Source organism: Fibrobacter sp. UWT2 (assembly GCF_900142545.1).
Classification (GTDB): domain Bacteria; phylum Fibrobacterota; class Fibrobacteria; order Fibrobacterales; family Fibrobacteraceae; genus Fibrobacter.
Genome location: NZ_FRBF01000006.1, coordinates 192,029 through 209,546 on the forward strand (window position 1 = coordinate 192,029; position 17,518 = coordinate 209,546).

Below are 17,518 nucleotides of genomic sequence, written 5' to 3' on the forward strand. Positions count from 1 at the left end.
ATTTTTGAAGCATGTCTAAAGTTGTTTCAGCCATGGAAGTCCGCCAGAATTTTGGCTCGATGTTGAACCAGGTCTCCCTCAAGGACGAAGAAATCGTCATCGAGAGAGCGGGCAAGCCCTTAGCACGCCTCGTGAGCGTGAACGCTCCGACGGCAGGGCTTTTAGACTTTCGTGATATCAGCAAGCTTCCCAATCATATTTGGGAAGACTAATTATTCTGCATTAGCAATAATCGAAACCTTCAGCGTGTCGCGCTTAGCGGGGTCGGCAACGCTCTGGGCAATCAATTCTGCCGTTTTGCCAATGCCGCTTTCCAGGGCGATTAAGTAATTGGACGAAATCTTCTGTTCGTTCTTGCAGTTTTCTTCTTCGTAGCGGCTGCTGTTATTCAGGTAGTTCAGGGATTCGCAGGTGACGAACCATTCAATGTCAGAACCGATGATCTTCCAACCGGTGTTAGAATGGGGTGCCATTTGGAAGACGAAGTCCTTGAATCGGAGGGTGTCTCCTGCGACGAAAATCTGTTCGTCGATGACTTCGTCTTTTTCGGAATCGTAGAACTGCATGGTCTTTAAAAGGCCCGGCTGTTGCACCATGGTAAAGAGCTGCAACACGTAACGCAGACTGTCAGGAATGCCTTGGTCCAGCGGGTCTGAATTCAAACGCAGGTAATGCAAGTAGTACGGGCCTTCAGACCAGTCATCGCCAATCTTGAAACTACCTCCGTTAACACTGCTGACCTGTACTTTCGACTTTTTATTTTTGTCCAAAATTTCAATAGATACATTCTGGAAGTTTTCGTCGTTGTAGTTCTGAATCCAGTGACGAACCATGACGGAATCGCCCTTCTTGTAGTCGCCGATCCATACGAATTGTTCCTGACGAAGATTGTACTTGTACTGGCCGATGTCGTCTTTGGACCGGGTGCGAACATAGGCTTCGCCGGGGAAGTTAATCGAGTCGGGCATAGAGAAGTATTCGCCCTGTTCCAGTTTGCGAGCCTTGGTCACGGCTTCGAATGTGGCGAAGGGGCCAGTCCAAATGCTGGAGAAACTTTCGGGCTTGATCTTGATGGACCAATTTACGGAGTCGTTGGGCACAAGCATCGTGTCCAGGTTCGTCTTCGAAGATCCCAGTTCCTTGTCTCCATCAATGAGCTTGTAGAGAATAATGTTTTCGCCTTCGGTTGTAAGGTTCACGCTGTAGCCTTCGTTAGCCGAGAAAGCAATGGACACTTCGTCGGGAGCATTGTCAATCAGCATAATGCCTCGCAAGGTGTCGGTCATTTTCATGGAGACCTTTTCGTCTTCGCCAATGTACTTGTAATAGGCGGAGTCTACGAGAACCTTGAGTTTCAGGCTAGATTCGTCCTTGAATTTGCCTTCGATTTCCAAGTAGTAATGGTTGTCGTTGAATGTCACGAAGGTGTTGGAATCCCTGAAGGTGGCGCTGGTGTCTGCGCCATAGCTCGGAATTAATGCGTTTCTGTAAATGGAGTCTTTTCTCGAGGCGTCCTTAGGGGCGGCCTTGGTTGCCTGTAGGTATTCGCCCAGCTCGTTCTTGATAAAGATCTGATCATCCTTGATGTTAGAGGTACTTGCGAATACCTTGATGCGGCTGCCCTTGGGGAAGTTGCCTAAGTACATCGGCAAGTTCGTGGCGTTACTATCGAGGTAGATTTCGCTTTCGTCCATTTTGGAACTGTCGCCCTTGAACAGCTCCACGTAAATGCGGAGCGTATCGCCCAACTTGACAGTGTCTTTGTAGTCAATATCGGCGCGAGTGCTTAAAGAGCTGCTAGACCTAAAGGAGGGAACCGAAGAACTGGACTCTTCGTCTGAAGCCGAAGAACTGGAGTCGTCGCCGCAAGCCGTAATGGCGACGGTCATGAACAATGCTGCACTAAAGCTTAAAAGTTTCTTGAACTGCATGGGGTTCTCCTAGTTCAGGATATAGAATTGCTGCTCGGCGGTGAATGCTTCGCCAATCACGCGCAAAATGTACTTGCCGGTGGGGAATGCCATCGCCTTGAATTTAAAGTGAGTTTTCTTTTCGCCGGCGAGATCGCGGGCGGCAACCGTGAGCATACGCTTTCCGAATTCGTTGACGATTTCAATCTGCACAAATTGCGGGTAACCGACCGTCAGGTCAAAGTCGCATTCCAGGTTGTAAATGTCAATGTTCACCTTAGTCAGCGTATAACCGCCGTCCATAGCTTCGCCGCCCACAGAACGGGAGTTGTCGAAGTAACCGACATAAAGCGAAGGTGCAAGGTCCCTGCCGGCGGCCGCGCTGTAGAGTACGGTTTCGCCGGGTTCCACTGCGGTAAGAATGAGGGTGTAAAGCTGCGAGGGGTGCTTGCGCTTGAAGAATTCGGTAAGTGTTGGCGTACGCAGGAATGCGCCGAGAGGTGCCTTCGGGTTAATGGTAATAATGCCTAAGAAGTCTGCGTACTTGGTGTCAACGCCGCCACCGGAATTCTTGCGGATGTTGAACTGGCCGCCGGCTTGCGGAATGTTGGCCGGAGCGTTTTCCCAGGTGAGTTCGTATGGAGCCCAGTCGACACCGAGCTTCTGGTCGCCAAAGTTCATTTCCTTGTTGGTTTCCTTAAGACCGAAGATGTTCAACTGGATGGGCTTCTTGATAGAATCCTTGTTGAATTCGAGCTTAAGGGCCGCATCGAATAGCGGACCCGGCAATGCGGACAAGTCGTATCGCAGGTAAATCTTTCCGGCATTTCCGGTGGTTACATTGGCAACGCGCAGGTCGGGGTCGGAGTTGTGAGGACTGAAGTTGTCGAATTCAGAAATCCAGGTGGCCGCACCCTTGCCGCTAGGCATGCCGTCTCCGGTATTGTCGATCGTGGTGTAGTGCTTGTCGAATACATAAACCTTACCGGTGTCCGAACCTGTCTGGTATCCGTCGTCGGCGGTAAAGATGATGTTGTAACGTCCACTTGCGGTAAAGGAGACGTCGGTTTCGTAAGCCATGCTGTCCGAGAAAGCCACCTTGCCCGGGCCAAGTCCCTTCTTCCAACGTACGGGGTCTTCGCAAAGGCCGTCACCACGACCGTCGTCCACAACGGAACCCTTGATCTTGAGCAGATTGGGCTGCACCAACACCAGTTCGTGAGGAATCGATGCCTTCGGCTTTTCGTTAGCGCCAAGCCTGGGGGCGTATCCGGTAAACAGCGGAATCAACACGCCGCCGTTAGGAGTGTGTTTCAGGTCTTTACCATAGAGCGACTTGATGGCAGAAGCCTTTCTCGATTCTTCCACAATGGTGGGGTAGGCGTTGCCGCGGGTCAATGTTTCGCGCAAGCCGGAAATAGAAAGAGACGAATTGTCGTTAATGAACATGGGGCGGTCTTTCGCCTTGTCACTAGCAACGATTTCAACACCGATGAGTTCGGCGTGTGCCTTGTTGAAGTTCTGAATAATGGTATTGCCCTTCTTGGCTGTCAAACCAAGAATCCAGACGGAACCGCCATTGTTTGTAATCTTCGGACCCTTGGTGTCGCCAATCAAGGCCACCTGGCGGCCCCATACCTTCTGGTAGTTCAACTGAATTGTGCCGAGGGTAACGTCTTCTAGGTAAATTTCTCCGCCGCCGATTTCGTCGGTTTCAAGAGAGCGAACCATCATGTTCTTCAACAGCAGGTTGCGCTTTGCTTTCATGATGATGCCGCTACCGAACTCGGAGAAGCGTTCAATCGTCAGTTCGTTGAATGCGCCTGCTTCAATAATGAACTTGCCTTTGCCGTCAATACGGCCTTCGATACCGATAATCTGACGAACGCGGTTGCGAATGTAAATGTCGCGGTTGATGGTCCAGCGGCCTCCGGGCGGGAAGTAGATGGTTTCTGCACCGTCGTCAATCGCTTCCTGAATGGCCTTGGAGTCGTCTGAGCCCGTATTAGATTTTCCACCGTAGTCGCCGGCAACCGTAATCCAGTTGTCTGCCTTCTGTTCGGGGAAAGAAGGCGTTTCTGCAACGGCTAGGCGCATGGACTGTTTGGGACTGTGGCAAAGTTGCGGAGTTTCCTGCGTGGCGAATTCAATGATTTCGCCCTGGATCATTTCTTCGTTGTATCCCTTCTTTTTAGACTGGATCATTGTCTTGTAGCGGGATACCTTCATGGAACGAATAAACATGTGGCTTTCGTTTTCGATTGCCGTGGGTGCTTTGACCTTCTTGTTTTCGTTGTCAAATTCCAGTAAGCCGTCCAGTAAACTCATCATGGCAGATTCACCATGGTTATACACGGCTGGTACGTGCCCTTTAAAGCGGAGGGCGCGAATGGCCAAGTTCATATTGTCGTTTTCGACACCGTACTTTCTTTGGCCGCCCATGGTCACGTGTTCCAGGGTGGCTGTTCCCGTTTCGCCTTTGGCGTAAATACCGATGTTAAAGCCGCGGATTTCGGTGTTCTTGATCAAGAGGGGGCCAATGCCCTCGGTAAAGCCCAAGTCAATGCCGTACACGCCGGAGGTATCGCCGGAATAAATCTTCACGTTGTGAATGGTACCCTGGTTTCCGGCGTTGAACTGAATGCCGATGGCGCCGGGGTTTCCCTTACCGGTACGAATCGTTACGTCACGAACGGCGTTTCTGTACTTGGGACCGGGGCCTTCGCCTGTAAAAATAAGGGCTTTCGGAAATTCGGGGTTGTCAAAGCCGTAGGTATTGTCTGCAAGCTGGATGATCGTTCCGCCCATGCTCTGGCCTTGCAAAATAGTGCGGCGGCTAGAGGATTCCTGTTTTTTGGTGGTAGGCCAAGTCAGCTGATCGGTAATCTTATAGATGCCATGGGGCAAATAGATGATAAAGTCCCCATCGGGGTGGTCGTTCAATGCCCTCTGAATGGCTTCGGTGTCGTCGGTCTTGCCGTCGCCCTTGGCGTAATAGGGGTCTTTTGTGACATTAACAATCGCAGAGCCCATGGGGAATTCCACCTGGGCAAATACAGATACCGCAAAAAAGACAACAAAATAAAATAGGGTCCTATACATACTAACCTCAATTGTAAATATATGTAAAAAAAAGACGAGGTCAATAGGCTCTAGTTTATTTTAGGCGGCTTAGCCGTATTTATTTCTCACATTTTTCGTACACAAAGGGGTTATGGTCGCCTTGAACCTTAAAAATGCGGCGGTCCCGTTCGCATTCTTTGTCTGTAACGGGGTACATTTTGTCCCAAGCCTCAAATAGTTTGCGGTCTTGTTTGGACAAATTAACACCGTAAGTCTTTTCCATGTAGAGACTTGCTCGGGCGATGATTCCGCGGGCTTCTTCTCGAGGTTGAGCCTTCTTAAGTTTAAAGTCCACGATCGTCTTGCAATTGCCATACATGGGCTCGGGATTGTTGGTCCACTGGCTGTACATAAAGTTATTGCGGTCCCCGTTGACCTCGCCAATGGCGGGGTACAGGTTGTGCATGTCACCTTCCATGATCTTGAACGTGGTGTCGTTGGCGCTGCAGTTCTTGCGGCCACCCTCACGCCAGCAGGGGAGGTGCTGACCCATGTTGTGGGCGGTCACCATATGCTCCCATTCAATGCGTTCGGCGCGTTTGAAGCTTTTGCGGTTCGGGTTTTCGCGGGGTTTAAAATCGCAACTGGAAAAATCCACGTTCTTCTTGTCGTCGTATCGGCAGCCGCAGTAGAGCGTTTCTTGTAATTCGCCGTAATACACCCGCTTCAGTTGCTTGCTGGCGTCGCGGTAGTTGTAATGCTTCGGTGCCGCCGTCGGATCAACTCGAGACCAAGCAATAGCGATAAAAACCGCCATAAGCAGTATAATTCCAAAACTTTTCATATAAAAACCACCTTGTAATATAACATAATTTCTCTCGTCTTTCGTCTCTCGTCTCTCGTCTATTATCTAAATTTGGCGCATGCAATCGCTCGGTATGGATTATTTGAATTCTCGGCTCATGTTCGGCATGGTGCCGGGGCTTGAATCGACACGGAAACTCTGCAACGCTCTCGGGAATCCTGAACGCTCATTCAAGACCATCCATATCGTCGGCACGAACGGCAAGGGCTCAACGAGCTATTACCTTGCTGGCGTTTTGCAGGCACATGGTTTCAAAACGGGACTTTTCACGAGTCCGCACCTGGTGAGCCTTCGCGAACGTATCCGTGTCAATGATATGCCCATTGATGATGCTGATCTGGATCGCTTGCTTCTTCAGGTGAAAGATGCTGCCGAGCGTGTCCAGGTGGAACCGACTTTCTTTGAAGTCCTGACTTTGGTGTCTTTCCTCTATTACGCCGAACAGGGTGTCGATGTGGTCGCTATGGAAGCGGGCATGGGCGGTCGCCTGGACAGTACGGCGGTTGCCTGCGGTAATATCGTGGTCCTCACAAGCATCGGCCTGGAACATACCGAAGTCCTGGGACCGACAGAAAGTGCCATTCTCAAAGAAAAAATGGCGATTGTAGATGCGGATCGTCGCCGAAACAAGACTTTCGTGGTTGGTGGCCTTTCCGAAGAATTGCTTGCAGAAGCCCGTGCTTATGCAAGTGAACTCGGTGCTGAATGCCTCGTTCCCGAAATTCGGACTGACATCAGACTCCCGAATTTGGGTCGCCATTACATAGAAAACGCGAGCCTTTCCCTGACAGCCGCAGAACGCTTTATTCAGGGCAGCGATCGTCCTTATGACGAAGCTTTGGCCCTCAAGACTCTTGAAACCCGCTCCTGGGCAGGGCGCATGCAGCAATTGACCGATAAAAATGGGGTAGTCCGCTACATCTTGGATGGGGCTCATAATTCCCATGCGGTGCGCCGCTTGGTCGAAACGCTCGCTCAGTATTATCCGGGAGTCCAGTTCCATTGTGTATTCGGTGCCCTCAAGGATAAAGATGTGGGTGAAATGCTCAAGTTGATGTCTCCTTTTGTGAGCCACTGGCATATCACCAAGACTCCCTACCCGCGTTTCCGTGAATTGGACGATTTGCGCTTGGAACTTTCGAACTTAGGATTGAAAGTCGCAAGCGAAGGCGAACTCAGTCGCGAATTTTTGGATCAGGTCGCTGCCACCGCTTTTGCAGAAAATGAAAAGATTCCTGTTCTTGTAACGGGAAGCTTGTATATGATCGGTGAAACGGTGCAGGTTCTCAAGGACGATTTTGACGGTTTAGCGTTTTTCCGTGGGCTAGAACCCTCGACTAATGAACACCGCTAATTTTGCGTAGAAAACAAATTCTGTAAATCGTTTTGGCTCCAAAACATATCTTGTAAATCCAAAAGTTTTTCTTGTAAACTTTAATTTTCGTGTTTTTTGCGTATTTATCGCCAAAAACGTGGATTTTATCCATTATTTCAAAAAATTTGCCGTTTTTTTCGTCTTTTTGCCCAAATTACTTGTATATTAGTATCAAAATTTTCCCAAAAGGCTCTTTTGGTGCATTTTTTGCTATTAGGAGACTTTGGAAACGTCATTGGAGATGATATATGGCAGAAGACTTGCAATACCTTATGGAACGCATCCAGAAAGATGCTGTCGATAAAGCAGAAACCGAGGCTGCGGCAATTATCGCCCGCGCCAAGGACAAAGCGGCAGAAATCGTGAAGGCGGCTGAAGCCGAAGCGAGCGCCAAGCTCGAAAAGGCTGACAAGGACGCCGAAGCGTTTACGGAACGCAGCGAACGCACTCTGGAACAGTCTGCCCGCGACCTCCTGCTTTCGGTAGGCAAGAACCTTGAAAAGATGATTATGGATTTGCTGAACCTCCAGGTGGAAAAGTCCCTGGATGAATCCACCGTGAAGCAGATGCTTTTGACCCTTGCTAAGAACTATTCTTCTGACATCGAAGTGGACTTCTCCGATGCCGATGCTCGCAAGCTCAGCTCCTTTGTGATGGGCGAATTTGCCAAGCAGCTTTCCGCCGGCGTTAAGGTCGAAAGCGACAAGGGCGTCAAGTTCGGCTTCCGCGTCAAGCTCGATGGCGGACACGTTACCCATGAATTTACTGAGGCTGCTATGGCCGACGCTCTTTCGGCCCTCCTCCGTCCGCAACTTTCTCGCGTAGTCAACGCAGCAGCTCAGGCGAAGTAGGAAACGATGAGCAGTCCTTCTTACTTGATGGCCTCTCTCCCGATGATCGAGCTGGGCGATGTTCCGCCGCTCACCTTGGAAGAGTTCCGCCACCGCTGTATTGGTATGCTGGACGAATCCGAGCTCAACGCTCTGGATGCGCTCCTTGCTGGCGAAGAATGTGACGACGAGTTCGTGACCGCTTACCAGGCTCACGAAATACAGATGAAGAACGTTTCGGGAAGGCTCCGCGCTGCTGCGTGGGGGCCTGAAGTCCGTTTTATGGAACGGTCCTTCCCTGGTTACGACGTTACCTTTGCCAAGATGATTCAGGACGCGTTTGCCAAGTCGAATCCCATGGAAAAAGAGCTGGATATCGACAAGGCCCGTTTCTGGCTTGTAGATTTTCTCGCCGGTGTAGGTGAGGGAACCGTCAAGCATGTTTATGCGTATGCGATCAAGCTTCAGATTTGTGAGCGTTGGGCACGCCTCTCCGAGAGTGCGGGCGACGCTGCCGTGTTAAGTGTTATAAATGCAAACGATCCTGCTTATGCCGCTCAGGCTTCGCAGGAATGACCGGAGGTCCATTTTCAATGGCTAGTATCGGAAAAATCACCGGCGTGAACGGTAACTTGATTCGAGTCAAGTTCGAAACCGCCGTATCTCAGAACGAAGTGGCTTATGCCAAACTTTCTCAGAAGAACAAGGAAGGCAAAACCGAAATTATTCCCCTTAAGAGCGAAGTCATCCGTATCCGCGGCGACTACGCCGAACTTCAGGTGTTCGAAGACACCACCGGCCTCAAAACCGGCGACGAAGTGGAATTTACTGGCGAACTCCTTTCTGTTGAACTCGGCCCCGGACTTTTGACTCAGGTTTTTGACGGTCTGCAGAACCCGCTCCCGAAGCTTGCCGAAGAATGCGGCTTCTTCCTGCAGCGTGGTAAGTATTTGAAGGCGCTTCCGCGCGACAAGAAGTGGGCATTTACCCCGGTCGCCAAGGTGGGCGATGTGGTTGTTGCCGGCGATACGCTCGGCACCGTGCCCGAAGGCGTGTTCACGCACCGCATCATGGTGCCGTTCCGCCTGCTCGGCAAGTGGACTGTGGAATCTGTCGCTGCCGCTGGCGAACGCACTGTCGAAGAAGTGGTCGCCAAGCTCAAGAACGACAAGGGCGAAACCCAGGACGTGACCATGGTGCAGACCTGGCCGGTGAAGATGCCGATCAAGGCCTTTGAAGAACGCCTCCGTCCGAGCAAGCCTTTGACCATGCAGCAGCGCATTATCGATACGTTCTTCCCCGTGATGCAGGGCGGTACGTTCTGTACGCCGGGCCCCTTCGGTGCCGGTAAGACCGTGCTTCAGCAGCTCATGAGCCGCTACGCTGACGTGGATATCGTGATTTTGGCAGCTTGCGGTGAACGTGCAGGTGAAGTGGTGGAAACCCTCCGCGAATTCCCTGAACTGATTGACCCGCGTACCGGCAAGTCCCTCATGGAACGTACGCTGATTATTTGTAACACGTCTTCGATGCCGGTGGCTGCTCGTGAAGCTTCCGTGTATACGGGCGTGACTCTTGCCGAATACTACCGCCAGATGGGCTTGAATGTGCTCTTGCTCGCTGACTCGACTTCTCGTTGGGCACAGGCTCTGCGTGAAATGAGCGGCCGTCTGGAAGAAATTCCGGGCGAAGAAGCCTTCCCGGCTTACCTCGAATCCGTGATCGCCGCCTTCTATGAACGCGGTGGCGTGGTTCGCCTGAAGGATGGTTCTACCGGTTCCGTGACGATTTGCGGTTCCGTGTCGCCTGCAGGTGGTAACTTCGAAGAACCGGTGACCCAGGCTACCTTGAAGGTGGTGGGCGCATTCCTCGGCCTTTCCCGTGAACGTTCCGACCAGCGCCGCTTCCCGGCCATCCACCCGCTGGATTCTTGGTCCAAGTACGAAGGCATCATCGATGCTAAGAAGGTGGCTGAAGCCCGTCATATCCTCGCAAACGGCGTGGACGTGAACAACATGATGAAGGTGGTGGGCGAAGAAGGTACTTCGATTGACGACTTCGTGATTTACCTGAAGTCCGAATACCTCGATGCTGTTTACCTGCAGCAGGACGCCTATAACGAAATCGACGCTGCCTGTTCCGCTGAACGTCAGGTTTATGTGTTTGACAAGGTCTATCAGATTCTTAAGACCCCGATGAAGTTCGAAGAGAAGGATGTTGCTCGTACGTTCTTCCTCAAGCTCACTCAGTCGACGAAGGACTGGAACCGCGTCAAGTTCGATTCCCAGGAATTCAAGGACCTTGAACAAAGTATTTTCGCTTCCGTGAAGGAGGTTTCCGCTAATGCATAATGTGGCATACCATCGTATTGAACGCATCGCCGGTTCCGTGATTACGCTCCGCGCCGAAGGCGTTGCAAACCAGGAACTTGCCCAGGTGACAAGTTCGTTCGGAACATCCCTTGCCCGCGTGATCCGTATTGACGGTGACATGGTGGACTTGCAGGTGTTCGCAGGTGCCCGTGGTATTTCGACCGACTCCGAAGTGCGCTTCCTTGGCGAACCGATGAAGGTTCCGTACAGCGAAGCTTTACTTGGCCGCGTGTTTAACGGTGCAGGTAAGCCCCGCGATAACGGCCCTGAAGTGGACGGCGAACGCATTACTATCGGTGGTCCTTCCGTGAACCCCGCAAAGCGTATCATCCCGAAGACGATGGTGCGTACGGGTATCCCGATGATCGACGTGTTCAACACGCTCGTGGTTTCGCAGAAGCTCCCGATTTTCTCTATCGCCGGTGAACCGTACAACGAACTCCTGGCCCGCATCGCATTGCAGGCTGAAGTGGACGTGATTATCCTCGGCGGCATGGGCCTGAAGCACGATGACTACCTGTACTTGAAGGACTTCCTCGAAAAGAACGGTGCTCTGAGCCGTACGGTGATGTTCATGCACACCGCTTCTGACCCGATCGTGGAATGCTTGCTCGTGCCGGATGCATCCCTTGCTGTGGCTGAAAAGTTTGCTACCGAAGGCAAGAACGTGCTCGTGCTCCTCACCGACATGACGAACTTTGCTGACGCCATGAAGGAAATCGCCATTACGATGGAACAGATTCCGTCGAACCGTGGTTATCCTGGCGACCTTTACTCTCAGCTTGCTAGCCGTTACGAAAAGGCTGTGGACTTCGAAGGTTCGGGCTCCATCACCATTTTGGCTGTGACGACCATGCCGGGCGACGACGTGACCCACCCGGTTCCGGATAACACCGGTTACATTACCGAAGGTCAGTTCTACCTGCGTAAGGGCCGTATCGAACCGTTCGGTTCTCTGTCTCGTTTGAAACAGCAGGTGAACGGTAAGACCCGTAGCGACCACCGTACCATCATGAACACCATGATTCAGCTGTACGCAAGCTACAAGGAAACTTTGGAAAAGCAGTCCATGGGCTTCAACATGAGTAACTGGGACCAGAAGCTGTTGAAGTATGGCCAGCGTTTCGAAAGCGAAATGATGGACCTTTCCGTCAACATTCCGCTGGAAAAGGCTTTGGACCTTGGCTGGGAAATCCTTGCTGACTGTTTCGCACCCGAAGAAACGGGTATTCCGACCAAGATGATCAACGAATATTGGCCCAAGAAGGGGTAATATGGCGAAGGTCAAGTTAACTAAAAACGCCCTCAAGGCGGAACGCGACGCATTGAAGCGCTTCCAGCGCTATCTGCCGACGTTGCTTTTGAAAAAGCAGCAACTGCAGATGGAAATGCGCACGCTCCAGGAGAGGGTGATGGCCAAGCGAGCCGAGGAGGACAAGCTCCGTAAGGGCATGGCTTCCTGGATTTCGCTGTTTGCCGAACCCATCGAATGGTCAAAGTACCTGTCGGTGAAGGAAGTGCGCCAGGGCGAAGGCAATATCGCCGGCGTGAAGATTCCGACATACGACGGGGTAGACTTTAATATCGCCATTCCGGATTTCTTCACCACGCCCGTGTGGCTGGACGACGGTATCAGAAGCCTTCAGGGCCTGATTTCGCTGCGCCTGGAACGCCGCGTGCTCGAAAAGCAGTACGAACTCCTCTCCAAGGAATTGCGTACTACAAGCCAGCGCGTGAACCTGTTTGAAAAGGTGAAGATTCCCGAAGCGAAGGAAAATATTCGCGTTATCAACATCTTCCTGGGCGACCAGCAGACGTCCGGCGTTGCCCGCAGCAAGCTTGCTAAGGGTAAGGCTACCGCCCGTACCGCAGCCCAGGATGCACTCGCGAAGGAGGCCGCCGCATGATTACTCCTATGAAGAAAGTGACGGTGCTGACGGTTGCAGGTGCGGTTGAAGAGACGCTCCAGGCGCTTCGTACGCTTGAAATTTTGCACCTCACGCCTTTGCAGGCGGCTGCAGGTGCCAAGCTGAACAAGGCCCGCGGCGAAATGAACCGCGTGCAGAAGGCCTTGGAAGTGGTGCCCGAAAAAGCCCCGAAGGGTGTGACTCCCGTGAAGGAAGCCGCTCCGGCAGCAAGCCTTATCGATGAAATCCAGAACCTGGTTGCCGAAAGCAAGCAGGCGGAAATCGACAAGGAACAGGCCGAAGAGGAACTCACTAAACTTTCCATGTTCAAGAACCTGGACCCCGCAACGGCAGCTGCCTTGCAGGCGAAGGGTATCTATGTCAAACTTTACCAGCTCCATGACGGTAAAATCCCGTTCGAACTCGAGGGCGAAGGCTCTATCGAAGAATTCGGTCAGGATGAAAATGGCAAGTATGTGGCTGTCTTGAGCAGGGGAGAAGCCCCTGTCGCCGTGAAGGGAAACTTCACCGAACTCACCATGCCGCAGAAGTCGCTTGCCGAATACCGCGAAATGGAAGCGAAAGCCAAGGAAACGCTTGCCCGCGTTGAAAAACGCCTGGGTGAACTTTCGGGCGTCAGGGAATCTATCGAAGACAAGCTCCTCGAAGTGGGTGACGACTACCGCATGGTCGAAGCCGAAGCCTCGATGGTGGGCGACAAGAACGTCGCTGCCGTGCAGGGTTTCTGCCCCGCACCGCGCGTCGGCGAACTCGAGAAGGCTGCCCGCGAACACGGCTGGGGCCTCCTGGTGGATGACCCCGCTGAAGACGACGATATCCCGACGCTGTTGACCTACAGCAAGCTCAGCCGTCCCATGCAGTTCCTGTACGACATCATCGGCATTTCGCCGGGGTACAAGGAAGTGGACGTGTCGGCCGTGTTCCTTTGCTTCTTCAGCATCTTCTTTGCGATGATCGTGGGCGACTCGGCTTACGGCCTGTTGTTCCTCGGTCTGGCACTCTTTGCCCGCTCCAAGATGCCGAAGGCGAACCCTGCTGGTTTCCACTTTATCTACCTCATGAGCATCGCCACCATCGTGTGGGGTGTCATCAACGCAAGCTTCCTCGGACTTTCTCCGGCGCTTGCGGGGTGGACGTATTACCTGGACATCACCAACTACGGCTGGTTGCCTGAACCGCTGAAGAATGCGATGCTCTGGATTCGCACAAGCGCCCCGACTGACCCGGCGAAGTTCGAAGCCTACAAGGCCTTCGCCCAGTCAATTACGCTGCTGCCCGATAGCTTCGTGCCGAAGGCGGCGGGTGCTTCCCAGATGCAGCATATCCAGCTGTTCTGCTTCTGCATCGCCGTGGTCCACTTGAGTATTGCCCATATCTGGAACGTCTGCGTGCGCATCAAGCGCAAGGACTCCACGTTCATGGCGCAGGTGGGCTGGCTTATCGGCTGTTGGGTGATGTTCTTCCTTGCGTGCCAGATGGTGCTCGGTATCGATATGCCGAAGTTCGTCATCCCGATGTTCATCGTGGAAGCCGTTCTCCTGGTGCTCTTTACCGTTCCGCCGAAGCGCCTCAAACAGGACTTCATCAGCATCCCGATGCTCGTGCTCGACGTGGTGAACAGCTTTACCGACGTGATCAGTTACATCCGTCTGTTTGCTGTGGGCATGTCCGGTGCGGCCATTGCCGAAGCGTTCAACGACATGCTCTCGCCGCTGTTCGGCTCCGCTGTCGGTATCGCCGGTGCAGCCTTCCTGCTGCTCTTTGTGCATGGCCTGAATATCGCGCTTGCGGTCATGGGCGTCGCCGTCCACGCCGTACGTCTTAACACACTCGAATTTTCAAATGGACTTGGCCAGGAATGGAGCGGATTTGCCTTCGCCCCCTTCGCCAAGCAGAAAAATTAAACCAAGGGATAATTCCCGCTACTTAATGAGGAAAAAACAATGGAACCGAATACAATGGTGACTCTCGCTAAAATGGGTGCTGCAGCTGCGCTTGGCATTGCGGCTATGGGCTCTGCCCTTGGTTGCGGAACGGCTGGTATGTCCGCCATCACGATGTGGAAGAAGGCTTATGCCCAGGGCAAGTCCGCCCTCTTCACACTCCTGGTGTTCGTGGGTGCCCCGATTTCCCAGACGATTTACGGCATGTTGCTCATGAACTTCATCCTGAGCAAGGCTGCTGAATCCGGCTTTACCAACTGGGGCGGCTGCCTCGGCGCCGGTATCTTTGGCGGTCTCGGCATGATGGCTTCTGCCTGGTATCAGGGCAAGTCCGCTGCTGTGGCTTGCGATGCTCTCGGTGAAACCGGCAAGGGCATGGTGAACTACCTCATGGTGCTCGGTATCGTGGAAACCGTGGCCCTGTTCGTTCTCGTGTTCTCCATGATGGTGCTCTAATCCAGCGAGGTAACACGTATGGATCAAGCTCAACTTTTAACGCTCGCGAAACTCGGCGCGGTGGCGGCCTTGGGCCTTGCCGCGGTGGGTTCTGCGCTAGGCTGCGGGACTGCCGGCATGGCGGCCATCGGAGCCTGGAAGAAGGCGTATCTCAAGGGTAAGAACGCGCTGTTTACGTTGCTCATCTTCGTGGGCGCGCCGATTGCGCAGACAATCTACGGTATGTTGCTGATGATGTACATCCTGAACAAGTCCCAGGCGGCTCCGGCCAACTGGGCTGCATACCTGGGTGTGGGCATCTTCGGTGGCATCGGCATGATGGCCAGCGCCTGGTATGTGGGCAAGTCCGCTGCGGACGCCTGCAACGCCCTCGGCGAAACCGGCAAGGGCCTCGTGAACTACCTGATGGTGCTTGGCGTCGGCGAAACCGTTGCCCTGTTCGTCATGGTGTTCTCCATGATGCTGGTGAGTTAGACGAAAGAACGCTTCGCTACAGACGAAAGACGAAAGAATTTGTCATTGCGACGTAGCGAAGCAATCTACTTGAGAAGTCTTTTTCGAATAGCGGGGCAATGCCCCGCACCCTTTTTTTATAATTGGACTATGGAAATTTTTAAGATTGACAGAATATCCGTAAAGAATTTCAAATCCCTAGCGGATTTTGAAATAAGTGATATTCCCATGTTTTCTTGCCTGATTGGAATCAACGGTTCAGGCAAGACAACGCTCCTTCAGTTCCTTGACTTCGTGAAATCGCTGATGAATGGCAATGTCCCTCAGTGGGTTAATGAACAGGGCCTGAACAATGTGACGGAATTGCTTACTCTTGGTGGCGAGCGTAAGTATTCTATTGATATTGAAATTGATGCGACTCTTGGAGAGAAAAAAGCTTTCTGGAAAGCCAAGTTTAATACCCGTGAAATGCGGTGCACTGTGGAAACGCTCAGGGAAGGCGTTGTCGAATATCGTTATGAATCAGGCAAATTGAATATTTCGGAACCGGACAAGAAAATTCAAGTTATCGATTATGGCCCGTCCAATTATTCGGGGTCTATTTTTTCTTTCAGGGAAACTGGATTTAGTAAGTTTATAAGACAGTGTCGATTCCTGGGGGTTCTTGACCCCCATGCGATTGCGCAGTCGTCGCGTGTTGCCAAGGCACAATCCGTGTCCGTAGAGAGCAACGGACGTAATCTGAGCGGCTTTATCGCAGGTTTGTCTGCCGATAACCAGCGTAACCTTCTTGCTCAAATTCAGAACTTCTATGCTCCGCTTAAGGCTATGGAAATTAAACGCCAGCAATTTGGCTGGAAATCCTTGCTTTTGAGTGAACTTGAAAAAAGCGTGTTCTCCGCGACAAATCTAAGTTATGGAACACTCCGCCTGTTTGTTCTTTTGTCACAGCAATTTACTGATGACAAGGTGATTCTCTTTGATGAAGTTGAGAATGGCCTGAATCAGGAACTTTTCGAAAAGTTTGTTGCGAAGTTGCAAAACTACGGTGAACCGAAAAAACAGGTTATCGTCTCTACGCACAGCGGACTTTTCTTGAACTACTTGACCGATGACCAGGCGCGTTCGGGAGTCTTTTTCCTATATAAGGATAAAATAGGGCATACACACGTCCGTCGGTTCTTCGATATTCCGCAGATGTCGGAAAAATTGAATGTTCTTGGTCCGGGCGAAGCCATGGGCGATACGGACCTTATTGAACTGTCCGATCAACTGTCCGATTAAGGTGGAACCTATGATTGAGTTCGTTGTTTGCGGCGAAGGTTCCTCCGATTTGCGGCACGATGCCTTTAATGACTATGATAGCCCGCTTGCAATCGCGGTCAGGAATCTTTTGGACAATTGGTATTCCGAAGATGTCTTAATGTACATGGTTTCCCGGTCGGAGCTTTCCGACGCGAATAAGAACGACAAGCCGAAAAGAAAAGCCTATGTTCGCGGAGCTAAGAATCCATATCCCAAGACAGTTTCGATATCGGCTTTTTCAGCCTGTTTGGCACGAAAGGCTGTTGAACATGGGGACGCCTGTGGTGCAATTCTCTTTGAGGATATGGATTTCCCTTCGCATGAGAATCGCGACAAGTATTACAGGGCCATGATAGCCGCGATGCATTCGGGTTTCGATAGTGAAAATTTTAGGATGGGCGTTCCTATGGTCCCCATAACCAGAAGCGAATCCTGGATGCTCTGCCTTATAGATGATGAGGCTGCACAGAAGTCCTTTTATGAGAATTTGTCTGGCTCCGACAACAGCCCGAATTCGGGTAAGAAAGTCTTGGCGAAGATGCTCGGTTGCACGGAACGTGAAAATTACAATGTAATTCGCAGTACGGTTGAATCGTATGATTGGAATTTGCTGCCAGCTCCAAGCTTTATATTTTTCAAGAACAGGCTCCATGTTGTTTCGGCATTAATGTTACATGAAGCATTCCCAGATGGCTTGAATCTTGAAAACACCAAGATTCCGAATTAATCTATGGACCGTAAAGACGAAATAATCTTGATTCAGGTGCGGCTTCTGCGGCTTGCCGCCAAGACCTGGCATAAGGATATGTCGGAGGTTGCGAAGTTGTTTCGACAGTACAAGGTCTATGACTTTATGCAGGACATGTACGAAGAGTTCCATGTGCAGGGTGATTTGGCAAGCCTCAATGAGGTTGAAGCCTATCTAGTCGTCCCTTAAAATCCCGCCCAGCCCGCATAACTATTGGGAAAAACTGATTTCTACCCTGTGAAAATATTGCAAGGTTTTCTAAAATATGAC

General features: G+C 51.8%; 16 protein-coding genes. 13 read left to right on the forward strand and 3 right to left on the reverse strand.

What is annotated here, in order from left to right; all coding sequences use genetic code 11:
• Positions 1-11 precede the first annotated feature (11 nt).
• Positions 12-212: a type II toxin-antitoxin system Phd/YefM family antitoxin gene (locus BUA40_RS06240; protein WP_072799601.1), complete on the forward strand. Its 201-nt coding sequence runs from the start codon at positions 12-14 to the stop codon at positions 210-212.
• Here the strand turns inward: BUA40_RS06240 and BUA40_RS06245 are convergent, their stop codons facing one another.
• The 3 genes from BUA40_RS06245 to BUA40_RS06255 all read right to left on the reverse strand — a co-directional run bounded on the left by BUA40_RS06245 (position 213) and on the right by BUA40_RS06255 (position 5,817).
• Positions 213-1,931 (reverse strand): hypothetical protein, encoded by a 1,719-nt coding sequence (locus BUA40_RS06245; RefSeq protein ID WP_072799603.1) that lies wholly within the window; start codon positions 1,929-1,931, stop codon positions 213-215.
• A 9-nt stretch (positions 1,932-1,940) separates the two neighbouring features.
• A complete protein-coding gene (locus BUA40_RS06250; RefSeq protein ID WP_072799605.1) occupies positions 1,941-5,012 on the reverse strand; it encodes a glycosyl hydrolase family 28-related protein in 3,072 nt (1,023 codons plus the stop codon).
• 79 nt (positions 5,013-5,091) lie between these two features.
• The gene (locus tag BUA40_RS06255) at positions 5,092-5,817 is read right to left on the reverse strand and encodes an endonuclease (protein ID WP_072799608.1); all 726 of its coding nucleotides are present in this window, start codon (positions 5,815-5,817) and stop codon (positions 5,092-5,094) included.
• 79 nt (positions 5,818-5,896) lie between these two features.
• Here BUA40_RS06255 and BUA40_RS06260 point away from each other — a divergent pair, with 79 nt between their 5' ends.
• The 12 genes from BUA40_RS06260 (at position 5,897) to BUA40_RS06315 (ending at position 17,437) form a co-directional block, all read left to right on the forward strand.
• Entirely contained in the window at positions 5,897-7,192 is a 1,296-nt protein-coding gene (locus tag BUA40_RS06260) for a bifunctional folylpolyglutamate synthase/dihydrofolate synthase (protein ID WP_072799611.1), read from the forward strand.
• A gap of 269 nt (positions 7,193-7,461) precedes the next feature.
• Positions 7,462-8,064: an ATPase gene (locus BUA40_RS06265; RefSeq protein WP_072799613.1), complete on the forward strand. Its 603-nt coding sequence runs from the start codon at positions 7,462-7,464 to the stop codon at positions 8,062-8,064.
• A gap of 6 nt (positions 8,065-8,070) precedes the next feature.
• A complete protein-coding gene (locus BUA40_RS06270; RefSeq protein WP_072799615.1) occupies positions 8,071-8,619 on the forward strand; it encodes a hypothetical protein in 549 nt (182 codons plus the stop codon).
• 17 nt (positions 8,620-8,636) lie between these two features.
• Entirely contained in the window at positions 8,637-10,394 is a 1,758-nt protein-coding gene (locus BUA40_RS06275; RefSeq protein WP_072799618.1) for a V-type ATP synthase subunit A, read from the forward strand.
• Positions 10,387-11,688: a V-type ATP synthase subunit B gene (locus BUA40_RS06280; protein ID WP_072799621.1), complete on the forward strand. Its 1,302-nt coding sequence runs from the start codon at positions 10,387-10,389 to the stop codon at positions 11,686-11,688. Before BUA40_RS06275 ends, BUA40_RS06280 begins: the two co-directional genes overlap by 8 nt.
• 1 nt (position 11,689) lies before the next feature.
• Positions 11,690-12,322, forward strand: a complete 633-nt coding sequence (locus BUA40_RS06285) for a V-type ATP synthase subunit D (RefSeq protein WP_072799623.1) — start codon at positions 11,690-11,692, stop codon at positions 12,320-12,322.
• Positions 12,319-14,247, forward strand: coding sequence for a V-type ATP synthase subunit I (locus BUA40_RS06290; RefSeq protein WP_072799625.1), 1,929 nt, complete (start codon positions 12,319-12,321; stop codon positions 14,245-14,247). The genes BUA40_RS06285 and BUA40_RS06290 overlap by 4 nt, the downstream gene beginning before the upstream one ends.
• A 39-nt stretch (positions 14,248-14,286) precedes the next feature.
• On the forward strand, positions 14,287-14,742 hold the full coding sequence (locus BUA40_RS06295) for a V-type ATP synthase subunit K (protein WP_083532182.1): 456 nt from the start codon (positions 14,287-14,289) through the stop codon (positions 14,740-14,742).
• 18 nt (positions 14,743-14,760) lie between these two features.
• The gene (locus tag BUA40_RS06300) at positions 14,761-15,216 is read left to right on the forward strand and encodes a V-type ATP synthase subunit K (protein ID WP_072799628.1); all 456 of its coding nucleotides are present in this window, start codon (positions 14,761-14,763) and stop codon (positions 15,214-15,216) included.
• A 129-nt stretch (positions 15,217-15,345) separates the two neighbouring features.
• On the forward strand, positions 15,346-16,479 hold the full coding sequence (locus BUA40_RS06305; protein ID WP_143149713.1) for an AAA family ATPase: 1,134 nt from the start codon (positions 15,346-15,348) through the stop codon (positions 16,477-16,479).
• A 10-nt stretch (positions 16,480-16,489) separates the two neighbouring features.
• The gene (locus BUA40_RS06310) at positions 16,490-17,227 is read left to right on the forward strand and encodes a hypothetical protein (RefSeq protein ID WP_072799634.1); all 738 of its coding nucleotides are present in this window, start codon (positions 16,490-16,492) and stop codon (positions 17,225-17,227) included.
• A gap of 3 nt (positions 17,228-17,230) precedes the next feature.
• Entirely contained in the window at positions 17,231-17,437 is a 207-nt protein-coding gene (locus BUA40_RS06315) for a DUF3791 domain-containing protein (RefSeq protein ID WP_072799636.1), read from the forward strand.
• Positions 17,438-17,518: the final 81 nt, after the last annotated feature.

What these genes read in the sequence shown, in the direction of transcription:
- BUA40_RS06290 (WP_072799625.1), top strand. Translation starts at nt 12,319, where the DNA reads ATGATTACTCCTATGAAGAAAGTGACGGTGCTGACGGTTGCAGGTGCG.
- BUA40_RS06245 (WP_072799603.1), bottom strand. Translation starts at nt 1,931, where the DNA reads ATGCAGTTCAAGAAACTTTTAAGCTTTAGTGCAGCATTGTTCATGACC.
- BUA40_RS06305 (WP_143149713.1), top strand. Translation starts at nt 15,346, where the DNA reads ATGGAAATTTTTAAGATTGACAGAATATCCGTAAAGAATTTCAAATCC.
- BUA40_RS06280 (WP_072799621.1), top strand. Translation starts at nt 10,387, where the DNA reads ATGCATAATGTGGCATACCATCGTATTGAACGCATCGCCGGTTCCGTG.
- BUA40_RS06285 (WP_072799623.1), top strand. Translation starts at nt 11,690, where the DNA reads ATGGCGAAGGTCAAGTTAACTAAAAACGCCCTCAAGGCGGAACGCGAC.
- BUA40_RS06240 (WP_072799601.1), top strand. Translation starts at nt 12, where the DNA reads ATGTCTAAAGTTGTTTCAGCCATGGAAGTCCGCCAGAATTTTGGCTCG.
- BUA40_RS06275 (WP_072799618.1), top strand. Translation starts at nt 8,637, where the DNA reads ATGGCTAGTATCGGAAAAATCACCGGCGTGAACGGTAACTTGATTCGA.
- BUA40_RS06310 (WP_072799634.1), top strand. Translation starts at nt 16,490, where the DNA reads ATGATTGAGTTCGTTGTTTGCGGCGAAGGTTCCTCCGATTTGCGGCAC.
- BUA40_RS06260 (WP_072799611.1), top strand. Translation starts at nt 5,897, where the DNA reads ATGCAATCGCTCGGTATGGATTATTTGAATTCTCGGCTCATGTTCGGC.
- BUA40_RS06270 (WP_072799615.1), top strand. Translation starts at nt 8,071, where the DNA reads ATGAGCAGTCCTTCTTACTTGATGGCCTCTCTCCCGATGATCGAGCTG.
- BUA40_RS06315 (WP_072799636.1), top strand. Translation starts at nt 17,231, where the DNA reads ATGGACCGTAAAGACGAAATAATCTTGATTCAGGTGCGGCTTCTGCGG.
- BUA40_RS06300 (WP_072799628.1), top strand. Translation starts at nt 14,761, where the DNA reads ATGGATCAAGCTCAACTTTTAACGCTCGCGAAACTCGGCGCGGTGGCG.
- BUA40_RS06265 (WP_072799613.1), top strand. Translation starts at nt 7,462, where the DNA reads ATGGCAGAAGACTTGCAATACCTTATGGAACGCATCCAGAAAGATGCT.
- BUA40_RS06295 (WP_083532182.1), top strand. Translation starts at nt 14,287, where the DNA reads ATGGAACCGAATACAATGGTGACTCTCGCTAAAATGGGTGCTGCAGCT.
- BUA40_RS06250 (WP_072799605.1), bottom strand. Translation starts at nt 5,012, where the DNA reads ATGTATAGGACCCTATTTTATTTTGTTGTCTTTTTTGCGGTATCTGTA.
- BUA40_RS06255 (WP_072799608.1), bottom strand. Translation starts at nt 5,817, where the DNA reads ATGAAAAGTTTTGGAATTATACTGCTTATGGCGGTTTTTATCGCTATT.